The organism is Thalassospira lucentensis MCCC 1A00383 = DSM 14000, assembly GCF_000421265.1.
Taxonomy (GTDB): Bacteria; Pseudomonadota; Alphaproteobacteria; order Rhodospirillales; family Thalassospiraceae; genus Thalassospira; species Thalassospira lucentensis.
Map to the genome: position 1 here is coordinate 262,274 of NZ_ATWN01000005.1, position 13,270 is coordinate 275,543.

Here is a 13,270-nt window from a genome sequence, read left to right on the forward strand (position 1 = left end):
CGCCCGGCAGAGCAATCTGGCCGGGCGTTTTGTTTTAAGCGATCCATGCTGCTATGTTCAGGCGCGTTCTTCGCGGGTCACGATCAAGGATTTGGCTTCAAGTGTGCGATGCACCGGGCATTTATCGGCAATTTCCAAAAGCTTTGCCCGGGTTGCATCATCAAGGTCGCCGACAAAGGTGATCTTGCGTTCGAACCGGTCAATCTTGCCGCCTTTTTGCGCATGTTCCTCGGCACACTCCGCACAATCATCGGCATGAATTTTATCATGCAGGATTTCCACCCGCACCGCTTCAAGCGGGATGTTTTTATGGTCCGCATACATCCGAACCGTCATCACCGTGCAACTGCCAAGGGCGGCTGACAAAAACTCATAGGGCGACGGGCCGCTGTCAAACCCGCCAACATTTTCCGGCTCATCGGCCAGCATGCGATGACGCCCGGCCATGACCATCGCCTGAAACTTGCCCTGCCCGGTTTCGCGCACGACAACACCGTTACCGATGTCATTTTCCACCACTTTATCGGCGGGAATGTACCGCCCCGCCCAAGCCGCAATCACCGATGCGGCATACTCCGCATTCGCCGGATCACGCAGCAAATGATCGGCATCATCAAGGGATACAAAGCTTTTGGGATGCTTGGCCGCGTCAAAGATTTTCGCCGCATTTTCAATCCCGACGGTCTGATCCATCGGCGCATGTAAAACCAGAAGCGCCTTGCGCATCTGACCAACCGCACGGGCAAGATCATGATTGGCCAGATCATCGACAAACTGGCGCTTGATCACAAACGGCCGCCCGCCGAGCGAGACTTCCGCCTCACCGTTGTTTTTAATGTCGTCAAGATGGGCGGCAAAGTTATGCGTGACGTGATCAACATCGGCCGGCGCGCCAATCGTGGCGATCGCGGTTGCTTCGGGCACGCGGTCGGCAACGGCCAGAACCGCCGCCCCGCCCAACGAATGCCCGATCAAAAGCTTCGGCGCCTGAAATTCATCACGCAAAAAGTCTGCCGCCCGTTCAAGATCATCAAGGTTCGATGTAAAATTGGTCGAGGCAAAATCACCACTTGATCCGCCAAGCCCGGTAAAATCAAACCGCAGTACCCCGATGCCTTGCAAGGTCAGGGCCTCGGCAATTTTGCGCGCCGCACTTAGATCCTTGGTACAGGTAAAGCAATGGGCAAACAAAGCATAGGCCTTCACCGGCCCGGTCGGCATATCAAGCCTTGCTGCCAGCTTGGCACCATGGGCGCCGTCAAAAGTTAGTTTAACGGGTTTTCCGGGCATCGACAGTCTCCGACCAAAGCAATGAACAAAACGAACTTTTATCTTACGCCACACACGATAAGATTGCAGTAGCGCCACCACCGTAACACGGAAATTTTAATGACCATTCTGCAAACACCGCGCACCATCGTGCGTCAGGCAACCCTCGATGATGCTGCATTTGTCATCGAATTGCTTAATGATCCGGGCTGGATACGCTTTATCGGGGACCGCGACATCCATGATCTTGATGCGGCGCGTGCCTATATCCACGAACGGCTGCTTTCAAGTTACGCAAAACATGGTTTTGGAAGCTATGTCACATGTGAAAAATCAACTGGCAAACAGATCGGCCTTATCGGCTTTGTCAAACGCGATACCCTTGACGCACCCGACATCGGCTATGCCGTTTGCCAAGCCCATCAGGGGAAGGGATATGCCTTTGAAGTCTGTCAGGCATTGGTGCAGCACGGATGGGAAAATCTTGGTTTTGACAAGCTGTATGGCTATTGCCTGCCCGACAATGTTGCATCGGTCAACTTGCTGGAAAAACTTGGCATGACATATCTGCGCGACGAAGACGTCAATCATTCCGATGAAATGTGCCGACTTTACAGGGCAACCCGCCCATAAATCTGGCACCGCCAGCCCCAAGAAAAACCCCGCATCTGGCAAAAATGCGGGGTTTATATTATTTGCGCCGAATGCCGATCTTGCGCCCGACACCTGACGGGATTTCAAGGCCCGCGTGCGCATCCTTGATCTTGTTCAGTGTCACCATGATATCATCGGGAAAGGGTGCGGAACGCCGCTGTTCCATATTGATATGCATGGTGATGATTTCGTTGGTCGATGCCAGCCAACCCTCGGTCCCATGGCGCATTTCATGATACATGTGAATGCGTTTCGGATCGCAATCCAGCACGCGCGTATGGATCACAAACGGCGCATCAAGGTGAATTTCCCGGTCATAGGTCACATGCATTTCAAGACCAAACGTCGATCCACCGCGCTCCTTGGGATAGGTTACCCCCATCCCGACCGCATTTAAAAACGCCATCGACCCCAGATCAAATGCCACCACGTAATAGCCGACATTCATATGGCCATTAAAATCAATCCATTCCGGTTTGATCGTGCCGCGATATGCCTCAAGCGGTTGTGGCGCAAAAAGGTCCGTACTGATCATTTTGGGGCGGCCTTGACCACAGCAACAGCCGCCACGAAATCTTCCAGCGAATGACCAACCGATTTAAACACCGTACATTCGCCGTCACTTTCGCGGCCCTTGACCTCACCGCGCGTCAGGCCAAACAGATCGCCAATAATATCGGATTTTGCAATCGCACCACTGTCGATTGCCTGCACCACATCACCGCCCTCGGCACTCGCACCCTCAAAACTATCGACATAGATGCGGCATTTTTTCATCACCGCATCATCGGTTTCGCGCATGCTCGGTTTAAACGCCCCCACCAGATCAACATGAGTGCCATCGCGCAACCAATCGCCACGCACCAGCGGCTCGGTCGAAAGCGTCGCACATGAAATCAGATCGGCTGCTTTACACGCACCTTCAAGATCATCCGTGCCGGTGGCATTAAAGCCAAGTTTGGCTATCTCGCCCGCAAGCTTGTTTGCCTTATCGCCATTGCGGTTCCAGATTGTGACATTCTTGATCGGACGAACCGATGCGTGTGCGCGGATCAATTGCGGCGCCATCGCCCCCGACCCGACCATCATCATGTCGGTGGTATCTTTACGCGCAAGGTAATCCGCGGCCAGTGCCGATGCCGCCGCCGTGCGACGTGTGGTCAATTTGGTGCCATCAATCACCGCCGATGGCTGCCCGGTCACCGCATCAAGCAGGATATAGGTCCCCGACACCGCCGGAAGGTTCCGCGCCGAATTCCCCGGCACCACGGCGGCAACCTTGACCCCCGCCGCACCATCTTTTTGCCAAGCCGGCATAATCAGGAAGGTCGCATCATCCTCGTTGCTGCGTTCCATGTTGAAATGACTGCGCAGCGGCGCCTCACAACCATGGGCAAACCCGTCACGAAGGGCTTCGACCAGATCACGGGGCGAAACAAACTTGTCGATATCTTCTGCCGAAACGAAACGCATGAGCCTTCCTGTATAACTATTTTTGATTTCAGTGTGGTAGCAGCCTCTTTTATATCACGTCACACCGTCTCAGTCACAGGAAGAGGACTGGTTTTTTATGCTGTTTTTTGGGGAATTGTCGTCGTTTTACGGCTGCAAAAACCGTTTGAGATGCCCAAACAGTGATCCTGTGCCCAGAAAGACTTCTTCAAGCACGGTAAAGTGGTTGGCCCCCCACGCCTTATAGACCGGAACGGTCAGGCCAGAACGCCTGCAATATGCGGCATAGGCATCACTTTGCCGGACAAATTCCGGGCTTTCATTGCCGCCAACAATTGCCATCATTTTCACATCCAGCGGCACCGCATCAAGCATCGGTGAATTGTCCGCCGCTGATGCTTCATCAAGGCGGATGTCATCATTCATCGTTGTATGGCGCACCGGTTCAAGGTCAAACACACCTGAAATCGGCACCACAGCACAAAACGGGTTGGGATCGCCAAGGATATCTTCCCAGTCACAGGACGCCAATCGTGCAACGATCTGCCCGCCCGCCGAATGACCTGAAATTGAAATCCGGTCCTGATCGCCGTTAAACTCACCCACATGCTGATAGACATATTTCACGCAGCGCACCGCTTGCTGGGTGATATCGGCAACCGTGACATCGGGACATAAATCGTAATTTGCACAAATCACCGTAAAGCCCGCCGCCACAAGATCACGGGCGACAAAGGCATAATCCTTTTTGTCCTGACTGCGCCAATATCCGCCGTGGAAAAAGATATGTACTGGTGCGCCTGTATCGGGCGATAGAAACACATCCATGGTTTCTTTTGGCCCGTCGCCAAAACGAACATCGATTTTAGGTTTGAGTTGTGCCCGCGTTTCATCGGACAATTTCACGAAGCGGTCGAAATGGGTCATGAACTCCGGCACGGTTTCGCGCGGATTATATTGCCATTCCAGTTCTGCTGCTGTGAAACCGCCCCAACTCATCCGCCACCTCGAATTTACGCGTCTGTCTTGTATACGATTGACTATTCTACAACGATCTTTGTTTAATTTTTGACCATTTGCAAACACTTCACATGCACTCTACGTATTTTATGCACTCAATGGTCAACAATGATTGAACCTACCCGACCGGAATGCGAAAATGCGCGAAAGCAATTTCAGATCAACTGGATAGATCATGACGACTGCCCCAAATCAAAGCCCCTTCCCCGCATCCGACCTTGATCGTAATCAGATTTGGCACATGCTGGTCCCGCGCGACATTGCCGCCTTTGTCGCGGCCGACTGGTCGATGGTCGAAGATGATTTCAAGGCCGATGGTTTTTACGCGATTGATGCCTGCAGGTCCGATGATCCCGACGTATGGAAAATGATGTTCCCCGACCTTACCGCTTACCGGGATGAATGGCTGCGCCAAGCAGTTGCGACTAAGGATGTGCCCTATGCCGAAGACCTCTATACGGCAGTCTTTCGCGCCACCACGCTTGATAAAATCGACATCACCGGCAACCGTGCGCTGGTCCGCAAACATTTTAACGGGCGCATAAAAAAAGCAGACGGATCCGAAGACCGTCTGCTTTGGAAAACCCATTATTACTGCGAAAAACAGGACAGTGGTAAGTGGCTGATTACCGGATTTACCGGTTATCTGCCCAATCACGATCCGGCTTAACCGCCTTAAAGAACCTTGCCGCGCGCCGCGACATCAACGGTTTTAATGCTTTCCCCGCGCACCAGATGCACCTGATCAAGCATATTGCTGACCACACAGACATGGTTGGGGATGATTTCGATCCGTTCGCCAATTTCAAATGGCGTCAAATCCGGCTCGAAATGCAAAACACCGTGTTCTTCGGAAAGGCCAACCACATCGACCTCGGGATGGCCAACCACATAGCCAAATCCTTCAAGCCCCAGAAGATCGGATGTCAGGACTTTTGACCCGGCATCAATCACGGCCCGCCCCGGCGCCGGAAGCGACACCACCTCGGCCACAACCCGCAACGCGCAATCGTCTTCACCGCACACATCGCGCGCCATCAACGACCGGTCGTTATAGATATACGTCCCAATGCGATGCTCGGTGACATGGGCAACTTCGTGTGCCTTCCACATATCGGGCGTCCCACCGGAACTTCTGATCGGGCAGGCAATGCCAAGCCCGTCAAGCAACGCCATCGCATCGCCAAAGAACCCGCCGACCTTTGGGCCACCGCCAGCCGACGGATAGGTCATCAAACCGGCAAAGGATACACCGGGCAGGCTTTCGATTTTCTGCGCCAGTTCCACCGCCGCCTTTGGCGTTTGAACCCCGCAACGCCCACCACCAGTGTCACATTCAACCAGGATTTCAAGCGGCTTGTCACTATCGGCAAAGGCACGCGAAAGCCCCTCAACCACGGCCACATTATCGGCCACCACGCGCAATGATTTCACCCGGTCAAACAAGGCGCGCAGACGTGCCAGCTTGCGGGTCCCCAGCACGTTATAGGTCAAAAGGATGTCATCAAGTCCGGCATCGGCCATAACCTCGGCCTCACCAATTTTCTGACAGGTAATGCCCTTGGCCCCGGCGGCCAGTTGCTGTTTGGCAAATGCCGGAATTTTGTGGGTTTTAATGTGCGGGCACAATGCAATGCCATGTTGATCGCAATAAGCCTGATAGGCATTTACGTTGCGATCCACGGTATCAAGATTGATCACCGCACACGGGGTATCAAGTTCAGGATATTGCGGCGAGCGGGTCATAAAAACCGTCCTTCATTTTCGGTGGTGACGCGAAGGGCATTTGATCATTAACTTGCCTTGGCAGCAAACGGATCATCAACAATTGGCCAAAGCGGACGGTTCAAATGACGGTATCCGTTGGTTTTGGGATCCGACGGATAGGGACCATGCACATCCACATAAATGATTTCGCCGGCAATCTTGGCAAAGGAATCATAGAAGTGATTGGTCGATTTGATAAACAGATATTTTTTTGATTTTGGATCAATGCCCATGTTCGAAAACAGGCTGGGGTCGAAACTTTGCGACCGGTTGGAATTCAGGATCACTTCCCCACCGCCCGGCAGCTCAATCACCGCACAATCGCCAAGCGGAACAATACTTTCACCAAAATACTGCCACGCATTGCGTTCAAGTTTTTTGACTTTGACCGCGGCATCAATTGGCGCGCCGGCATGGGGCCCGGTCTTCCCACCAAAACGAAGCGGCAAAGTCGCCCCCTCGCCGGCGGAAAAACAGGTCCGCACCGCCATCGGGTCCCAAAGGGTACCCACTGCAAAATCACGTAGCCCCCGTTTCATCACCGCACGCAGCAACATGGTGCTGTCGCCCGGCACCCCGCCGCCCGGATTGTCCCAGACATCGGTCAGGACAATCGGCTTGGCATCTGATGCCAATGCCTGATCAAGGGCGACGTCCGGTGTAACAAAACTGGGTCGGGTGGCCCCACGGAAACCAAACAGCTCGACCCCCAGATCGTTTGCAACCTGTCTGGCTTCCGCAGGGTTATTGTTGGTGGTGACAATCACCTTGGCCCCAAGGTCAGGCACGTCACCGGCCATAAATCCATGGATGAACGATACCGACAGGATATCGCCAGTACCTTCCATATCCTTGGCACGGTCGATAAAGGATCGCATCGGCTCACGCGATGTCGGCAACACCTCGATCATATGGCAATCAAATACTGCCTTGGTCGGAATGATTTCGCCCCGCAGCGTTTTCAAGACAAGGTCAACAACCGCGCGCCCTGTTTCGACAAAATCGGTATGGGGGAATTCCTTGAACGCGACAATGACATCAGCGTTTTTCACGCGCAAATCGGTCAAATGGCTATGCGGATCAAAACTGGTACCAATCACCACATCCGGCCCGACCATAGCGCGAATGCGCGCAATCAGATCGCCTTCACAATCAAGGTAATCCTGTGCGACCATTGCGCCATGCAGGCCAAGGATAACACCGTCAACCGGCATGGCGGCCCGCAATTGGCCAAGGACCTCATCGCGAAGCTTCTCATATGTTTCGCGGTTGACCAGCCCGCCGGGCTCAGCCCAGGTGGCAGTTCCTTCGATCAAGTCCCAGCCTTCTTTGGCGGCACGAAGGCGCCCTTCGGTAAAGACGGCACTGCACAGGGTCGGGGTAACCGGATGCTGACCCGGCGGTGCATAAAAGCTTTCCTGAAAATCGGAAAAATCAGTCCGTAAAGGTGAAAATGTATTGGTCTCGGTTGCAATCGAGGCGCAAAAAATCCGCATGGCCCGTGCCTTTTGTTTTTGGTCTTTTAATAACGGTTTAGGGTTTGAAGGGGCGAGGTTCTCGCCCCTTCAACAATGCAAAGGCTTATTCAGCCATGTAGCGATTATCGTTGGCTTTCTCGACTTCTGCTTTGAACAGGTCGAGCAACTCAACACCTTCGTCACCAAGGCTTTCCTGAACGTGTTTGATCACGACCGGCTGGGTTGCCTCTTTGAACTTTTCACGGTCTTCAGCCGACAATGCGGTGATTTCCATTTTGTCCTTAAGACCGGCCAAACCACGATCAGATGCCTCGATCACACGCGAAACACCACGGCTTGCAACAACGCAGGACTGGGCGGCATAGCGGACGATTTTCTGCTGGTCTTCGGTCAGGTCATCCCAGAATGCTTTTGAAAGCATCATGGTGTAGGGCGAAAACAGATGGTTGGTCAGGGTCAGATAGCCCTGTACTTCGTTGAACTTGGCAAAGGTCACGGTCGGAACCGGGTTCATCTGACCATCGATCACACCAGTCTGAAGACCGGCATAAACTTCACCCCATGCCATCGGATAGGCTTCGGCACCCAGTGCCTGCATGATTTTCTGATGCGATGGCAGCGACATGGTGCGCACACGAATGCCTTCGAAATCTTCAAGTTTGGCAATCGGGTGTTTGGAGTTGGTTACGGCAAAGAACCCGCCAGTATCGGGGAAGCCAAGAACCTTAACATCGGCAAGGGTTGCTTCGATGTCTGCGGCCAGTTTTTCACCAAACGGACCATCAAACACATCATAGGTCGATGCGTTGCTGTCAAAGGCGAATGCAAGGTTCAAAACGTCGATACGCGGGTAGTAGGATGCCAACGCCCCGGTCGAGGTCAGGGTTGCCTGAATGATGCCATCACGCACCATCTGCACATGTTCAGCAGCCGAACCAAGCTGGTTGGACGGATAGACTTCAACTTCGATTTCGCCATTGGTGTCGGCTTCGACGATATTGGCAAAGACAGCCGTACAGGCATGGGCCGGATTTTCAAACGGATCGGCCTTGTTATCATGGGCGAATTTCAGGACTTTCGTCTCGGCAAATGCCATTGACGTGCTGCCCATCAGCATTGCGGTTGCCAGGGCGGCTGCGCCCAAACGTTTTGCGGTTTTCATTATATTGCCTCTCCTTGATTAACGACTTTATGGTGTCCGATTGTTGGTTCATGTCGCCCCCCGGCCCGGACCTGACCGGGGGCTATTTCGATGCCCCGTGCTTAGCGGAAACCCAGCAATCGCGGTATCGCGAGGGCCAAGTCCGACCAAAAGGCAAACAGGAACAGCACACCCAGTTCGGCCAGTAAAAACGGCCAAAGCTGCGCAGCAATTTTTTCAAGTTTTTCACCCGTCACCGATGACAGCACAAACAGACAGGCTCCGACGGGCGGCGTCATCAGTGAAATATTGAGCGCCAGAACAAAGATGATCCCGGCATGGATCGGATCCATCCCGATCTGCATGGTCAGTGGCACCAGAACCGGGGCGAGAATGATCAGGATCGCGTTGATATCCATCACCATGCCGATCATCAGCAGCATGCCGACGATCATGAAAATGACGATGTACCGGTTGTCCGAAACGCCCAGAACCATGTTTGCGACTTCTTGCGGGATGCGGTTAAAGCTCAGCCACCAGCCAAGGATCGATGCAAAGGCAATGATGACAAAGATCACCCCGGTCACACGCGCGGTACGGATCAGCATCCTGAAGAAGGCATTGAATGTCAGGGCCCGGTAGATGAACACACCGATAAATAAGGCGTATGCAACCGCGACGGACGCCGCCTCGGTCGGGGTGACGATCCCACCCAAAATACCGCCAAGGATAATCAGTGGCATGATGAGCGCCGTGATCGATGATTTGAAAATCTTCCAGACTTCCAAAAGCGATGCCCGACGTTCATTTTTTGGCAGGTTCTTGGACCGTGCGGTTACGGCAATCACGGTCATGCAAATCAGGCAAATCATAAGACCGGGCAAAATACCGGCCGCAAACAGCCCGCCAATCGAAACCCCCATCAACGATCCATACACAACCATCAAACCCGATGGTGGAATGGTCGGACCAATGATCGATCCCGCCGCCGTCACCGCACAAGCATAATCACGGCGATAACCGCGTTCGACCATGGCCGGCACAAGGGTTTTGCCAAAGGCCGCCGCATCGGCGGTCGCCGCCCCGGTCAGTCCGGCAAAGAACACAGACGCCAGCATATTGGTATGCGCAAGGCCACCGCGCAGATGCCCGACAAGCGCTTGCGCAAACAACACCAACCGGCTGGTGATGCCGATATGGTTCATGATCTCACCCGCCAGAATAAAGAACGGCATGGCAAGAAACGGAAACACGTTCAAACCGTTGAAAACCTTGCTTGGACCCTGGGATAAGAAAATCCCCCCGCCCATATCAAACAGGCCCGCAACACCGGCGACACCAAGGGCAAAGCCAATCGGCATGCCCAAAACCATCAGAACGACAAAGATAATGGCGACGATCATTCTGCGCCCTCCGCAATATCAATCGGAACGAAGCGGCCCTGATCGCGCAAGGCAACAAGCAAAAGCTGAATGGCCGCCAACAATGACGCCACCGGCACAGCCGCATAAGGCAGCGCCAGGGACATGCCAAAAATCATGGCCTGTCGGCTCATGCCGCCCATGGCAAAATCAAATCCGTAAATCGCCAGATACAAAAACGCCGACAATGCGATCAGATCGACCAGAAACAGGATGGATCGCTGTAGCGGCATGGGCAGACTTAAAACAACCATGCCAATGCCAATGTGTTCGCGCCGTGCGATCCCGGCCGATATCGCCAGTAAGGCCGACCAGATCATCAAATAACGCGCCAGCTCTTCGGGCCACGGCAACTGCCAATGAAAGATGTATCGATCAATAACGCCAAGCCAGACATCGAGAACAAGGGTCAACATCAAAACCGCGATGACGCGTTCGACGACCCAGTTCAAAGACCGGCTCATGGTTGCTGCTGCTGTTTCAACACGGCGTAATGCCATCTTCGCCAAACTCTCCGCTGATGAATCTTTTATGTAATTTTTCTACATACTGAGTATCATTTTGTAGCTTGTCTACATATTTTTGACATGGATCGAGCGATTTCTCCACTATTGACCTTCTCCAAAAGCTGATTTAGGTAGTTAAACTACATTTTCAGACGGGCGTCGTTTTCAATCGACCCCACCAGCCACAACAGGGAGATTATCCATGGCGATCAAACATTACGGCAATGAACGCAGCGGTGCCGGTGGACAGAAGCTGCCATTTTCACCCGCTGTTCGTGCAGGCGACTACGTCTATATTTCGGGTCAGGTTGCCATGAAAGAAAATGGTGAAATCGAATATGGCGGCATCGAAGATCAGACCCGTCGCACCATGGAAAACGTCAAGGCGACCTTGGCACTTGCCGGCTGCACGCTTGATGATGTGTTCAAAATGAATGTCTGGCTGGCCGATACACGCGATTTTTGGACGTTCAACCGCGTCTATGCCGAATTCTTCCCGGGCGAGCGACCTGCACGCTCCACGGTACAATCGCAGATGATGGTGGACGCCAAGATTGAAATTGAAGCTATCGCTTATAAGCCTGAATAGTGATACTTCCCAAGGGGGTGCCGTTGATGGCACCCCTGCCCGTCCTTTGAACAGCACCGGACAAGACCCATGCAACCAACAGCCGACATCATCAGTCTGTTGCGCAGTCAATCGGGGAAATTCCCCAACCGCGAACAACAGGTTGCCGATTATGTCAGCGAGCATCTCGAAGCGGTGACCACCATTGCCCTGTCGGAGCTTGCCGAAAATGTTGGTGTGAGCGAACCGACCGTGATCCGGTTTTGTCGTACATTGGGCTGTGACGGGTTTCGCGATTTCAAAATGCAGCTGGCGCAAAACCTGGCCGTCAGCATGCAATATCTAACGTCCGAGGATATCTCGGACGACACTACCGCTGCCGATGTTTTATCAAACCACGTTCTTGGCGTGATCATTGATAACCTCCGCCTGCTACGTGATCAGCTTTCATCCGATCAGGTTGATCAGGCCGCCGACATTCTGGTCAAGGCCCGACAGATTGCCTTTTTGGGCGTCGGGGGCGGTTCAACAACCGTGGCCTTTGATGCCGCCAACCGTTTTTTCCGGCTCGGCATTCCGGCACAATCGCAAAGTGATGGCTATTTACAGCGCATGCTGGCGTCCACCCTTGGCCCGGAGGATGTGATTTTTGCCATTTCCACCAGCGGCCGACCGACCGAGCTGATCCATTCTGCGGCCATTGCACGGCAATATGGTGCCAAGGTCATATCACTGACCCATCCCGACAGCCCCCTTGCGGCCGAAAGCGATCTGGTGGTGGCCATTGATATGCCCGAAAATCCCGATATCTATAAACCGACCGCCACTCGCCATGCGTTTCTGGCAACGATTGATGTAATTGCCACCGCCGTTGCGCGGCGCATGCCCAATCAAGCCAAGGAAAAGCTGCGCCGCATCCGCTCGTCCCTACTAACCATCAATCCACCAACGGGCCGTCAGCCGATTGGCGACTAAGCCACCACGCACATCCGTATCCAGCATCAAAGGTTCCCCCAATGTCCCATATTGCCTTTATCGGTGAATGCATGATCGAACTTTCGGGCTCAAAACCCGATGCGATTTTTGGCGCCGCACAGCTTGGCTTTGCCGGGGACACCTTAAACGCTGCGACCTATATGGCGCGGACATCGCGTCTTCTTGCTGATGGCAAAGCGCAGAACACCAACGATGTTAGCGCTAACACCGCATCCTACATCACCGCATTGGGCACAGACCCCTACAGCAACGCGATGCTGCTCGCATGGCAGCAAGACGGTATTGGAACCGACCTCGTGCGCCAGATTGACGGCGCCTTGCCCGGCCTTTATGCCATTCAGACCGATGCCCATGGCGAACGCAGCTTTTCGTACTGGCGCGCACATGCTGCGGCCAAACAAATGCTGTCTGATGGTCATGACGATAAAATCAGAACCGCCTTTGCGCAACTGGACGGCATCTATCTTTCGGGAATTACGCTGGCGATCCTGTCGGAGTCAGATCGGACAAAAATGATCAAGCTGGTGGCTGATTTCGCCGATCAGGGTGGCAAGGTTTATTTCGATACCAATCACCGCCCGCGTCTTTGGTCTGATAGCAAAACCGCCATTGCCGCCTATAAGGCGATTGCCCCGCTATGCCACACGGTTCTACCAACATTTGATGATGATGCGGCCCTGTTTGGTGACGCATCCCCGACCGATACCGCCAAACGCTGGCTGGCTGCCGGGGCTTCGGAAGTCATCGTAAAGTCGGGCGGTGATCCGACATTCTATGCAACCCAAACCGGCGACACCGGGTCGATCACGCCCCCCGTTATCACCGACATTGTCGATACCACCTCAGCCGGGGATTCGTTTAACGGGGCCTTCCTCGGTGCAAAGTCACACGGAAAGACAACCCCACAGGCCATTGTAATTGCACAACAAGTGGCCGGTCGGGTCATTGGCCGCCACGGGGCATTGGTCGACATCAGCGACCTTACCCTCGCCTGAGCC

At 53.8% G+C, this 13,270-nt stretch carries 14 protein-coding genes; 5 read left to right on the top strand and 9 right to left on the bottom strand.

Features of this window, described 5'->3' with window-relative positions:
• Window positions 1-57: 57 nt before the first annotated feature.
• A complete protein-coding gene (locus K355_RS0112370) occupies window positions 58-1,290 on the bottom strand; it encodes a bifunctional alpha/beta hydrolase/OsmC family protein (RefSeq protein WP_022732459.1) in 1,233 nt (410 codons plus the stop codon).
• 99 nt (window positions 1,291-1,389) lie between these two features.
• Between K355_RS0112370 and K355_RS0112375 the strand changes: the two genes are divergently transcribed.
• Entirely contained in the window at window positions 1,390-1,902 is a 513-nt protein-coding gene (locus tag K355_RS0112375) for a GNAT family N-acetyltransferase (RefSeq protein WP_022732460.1), read from the top strand.
• 58 nt (window positions 1,903-1,960) lie between these two features.
• Here K355_RS0112375 and K355_RS0112380 read toward each other — a convergent pair whose 3' ends face one another.
• From K355_RS0112380 to K355_RS0112390, 3 genes are all read right to left on the bottom strand, one after another.
• Entirely contained in the window at window positions 1,961-2,458 is a 498-nt protein-coding gene (locus tag K355_RS0112380) for a thioesterase family protein (protein ID WP_022732461.1), read from the bottom strand.
• On the bottom strand, window positions 2,455-3,396 hold the full coding sequence (gene lhpI, locus K355_RS0112385) for a bifunctional Delta(1)-pyrroline-2-carboxylate/Delta(1)-piperideine-2-carboxylate reductase (protein ID WP_022732462.1): 942 nt from the start codon (window positions 3,394-3,396) through the stop codon (window positions 2,455-2,457). The genes K355_RS0112380 and lhpI overlap by 4 nt, the downstream gene beginning before the upstream one ends.
• A gap of 126 nt (window positions 3,397-3,522) precedes the next feature.
• On the bottom strand, window positions 3,523-4,374 hold the full coding sequence (locus K355_RS0112390) for an alpha/beta hydrolase (RefSeq protein ID WP_022732463.1): 852 nt from the start codon (window positions 4,372-4,374) through the stop codon (window positions 3,523-3,525).
• A gap of 196 nt (window positions 4,375-4,570) precedes the next feature.
• Here K355_RS0112390 and K355_RS0112395 point away from each other — a divergent pair, with 196 nt between their 5' ends.
• A complete protein-coding gene (locus tag K355_RS0112395; RefSeq protein WP_022732464.1) occupies window positions 4,571-5,065 on the top strand; it encodes a hypothetical protein in 495 nt (164 codons plus the stop codon).
• Window positions 5,066-5,070: 5 nt separating this feature from the next.
• On the opposite strand, the gene K355_RS0112400 is transcribed toward K355_RS0112395, so the two are convergent.
• The 5 genes from K355_RS0112400 to K355_RS0112420 all read right to left on the bottom strand — a co-directional run bounded on the left by K355_RS0112400 (window position 5,071) and on the right by K355_RS0112420 (window position 10,702).
• Entirely contained in the window at window positions 5,071-6,141 is a 1,071-nt protein-coding gene (locus K355_RS0112400) for a D-TA family PLP-dependent enzyme (protein WP_022732465.1), read from the bottom strand.
• A 47-nt stretch (window positions 6,142-6,188) separates the two neighbouring features.
• Complete coding sequence (locus K355_RS0112405) at window positions 6,189-7,658, bottom strand: M81 family metallopeptidase (RefSeq protein ID WP_022732466.1); 1,470 nt, start codon at window positions 7,656-7,658, stop codon at window positions 6,189-6,191.
• A gap of 85 nt (window positions 7,659-7,743) precedes the next feature.
• A complete protein-coding gene (locus K355_RS0112410) occupies window positions 7,744-8,802 on the bottom strand; it encodes a TRAP transporter substrate-binding protein (protein ID WP_022732467.1) in 1,059 nt (352 codons plus the stop codon).
• A 101-nt stretch (window positions 8,803-8,903) separates the two neighbouring features.
• Window positions 8,904-10,184 carry a TRAP transporter large permease gene (locus tag K355_RS0112415; protein WP_022732468.1) on the bottom strand — a complete coding sequence of 427 codons (1,281 nt, stop codon included), beginning with the start codon at window positions 10,182-10,184 and terminating at the stop codon, window positions 8,904-8,906.
• The gene (locus K355_RS0112420) at window positions 10,181-10,702 is read right to left on the bottom strand and encodes a TRAP transporter small permease (RefSeq protein ID WP_022732469.1); all 522 of its coding nucleotides are present in this window, start codon (window positions 10,700-10,702) and stop codon (window positions 10,181-10,183) included. The genes K355_RS0112415 and K355_RS0112420 overlap by 4 nt, the downstream gene beginning before the upstream one ends.
• 208 nt (window positions 10,703-10,910) lie before the next feature.
• On the opposite strand from K355_RS0112420, the gene K355_RS0112425 reads away from it, so the two are divergent.
• From K355_RS0112425 to K355_RS0112435, 3 genes are all read left to right on the top strand, one after another.
• Window positions 10,911-11,297 (top strand): RidA family protein, encoded by a 387-nt coding sequence (locus K355_RS0112425; RefSeq protein WP_022732470.1) that lies wholly within the window; start codon window positions 10,911-10,913, stop codon window positions 11,295-11,297.
• 69 nt (window positions 11,298-11,366) lie between these two features.
• Entirely contained in the window at window positions 11,367-12,251 is an 885-nt protein-coding gene (locus tag K355_RS0112430) for a MurR/RpiR family transcriptional regulator (protein WP_022732471.1), read from the top strand.
• 41 nt (window positions 12,252-12,292) lie between these two features.
• On the top strand, window positions 12,293-13,267 hold the full coding sequence (locus K355_RS0112435) for a sugar kinase (RefSeq protein WP_022732472.1): 975 nt from the start codon (window positions 12,293-12,295) through the stop codon (window positions 13,265-13,267).
• Window positions 13,268-13,270: the final 3 nt, after the last annotated feature.

Bases quoted from the DNA above. Each gene is read 5' to 3' on its own strand.
- K355_RS0112420 (WP_022732469.1), bottom strand. From the start codon at position 10,702: ATGGCATTACGCCGTGTTGAAACAGCAGCAGCAACCATGAGCCGGTCT.
- K355_RS0112405 (WP_022732466.1), bottom strand. From the start codon at position 7,658: ATGCGGATTTTTTGCGCCTCGATTGCAACCGAGACCAATACATTTTCA.
- K355_RS0112410 (WP_022732467.1), bottom strand. From the start codon at position 8,802: ATGAAAACCGCAAAACGTTTGGGCGCAGCCGCCCTGGCAACCGCAATG.
- lhpI (WP_022732462.1), bottom strand. From the start codon at position 3,396: ATGCGTTTCGTTTCGGCAGAAGATATCGACAAGTTTGTTTCGCCCCGT.
- K355_RS0112430 (WP_022732471.1), top strand. From the start codon at position 11,367: ATGCAACCAACAGCCGACATCATCAGTCTGTTGCGCAGTCAATCGGGG.
- K355_RS0112400 (WP_022732465.1), bottom strand. From the start codon at position 6,141: ATGACCCGCTCGCCGCAATATCCTGAACTTGATACCCCGTGTGCGGTG.
- K355_RS0112375 (WP_022732460.1), top strand. From the start codon at position 1,390: ATGACCATTCTGCAAACACCGCGCACCATCGTGCGTCAGGCAACCCTC.
- K355_RS0112435 (WP_022732472.1), top strand. From the start codon at position 12,293: ATGTCCCATATTGCCTTTATCGGTGAATGCATGATCGAACTTTCGGGC.
- K355_RS0112415 (WP_022732468.1), bottom strand. From the start codon at position 10,184: ATGATCGTCGCCATTATCTTTGTCGTTCTGATGGTTTTGGGCATGCCG.
- K355_RS0112390 (WP_022732463.1), bottom strand. From the start codon at position 4,374: ATGAGTTGGGGCGGTTTCACAGCAGCAGAACTGGAATGGCAATATAAT.
- K355_RS0112395 (WP_022732464.1), top strand. From the start codon at position 4,571: ATGACGACTGCCCCAAATCAAAGCCCCTTCCCCGCATCCGACCTTGAT.
- K355_RS0112370 (WP_022732459.1), bottom strand. From the start codon at position 1,290: ATGCCCGGAAAACCCGTTAAACTAACTTTTGACGGCGCCCATGGTGCC.
- K355_RS0112425 (WP_022732470.1), top strand. From the start codon at position 10,911: ATGGCGATCAAACATTACGGCAATGAACGCAGCGGTGCCGGTGGACAG.
- K355_RS0112380 (WP_022732461.1), bottom strand. From the start codon at position 2,458: ATGATCAGTACGGACCTTTTTGCGCCACAACCGCTTGAGGCATATCGC.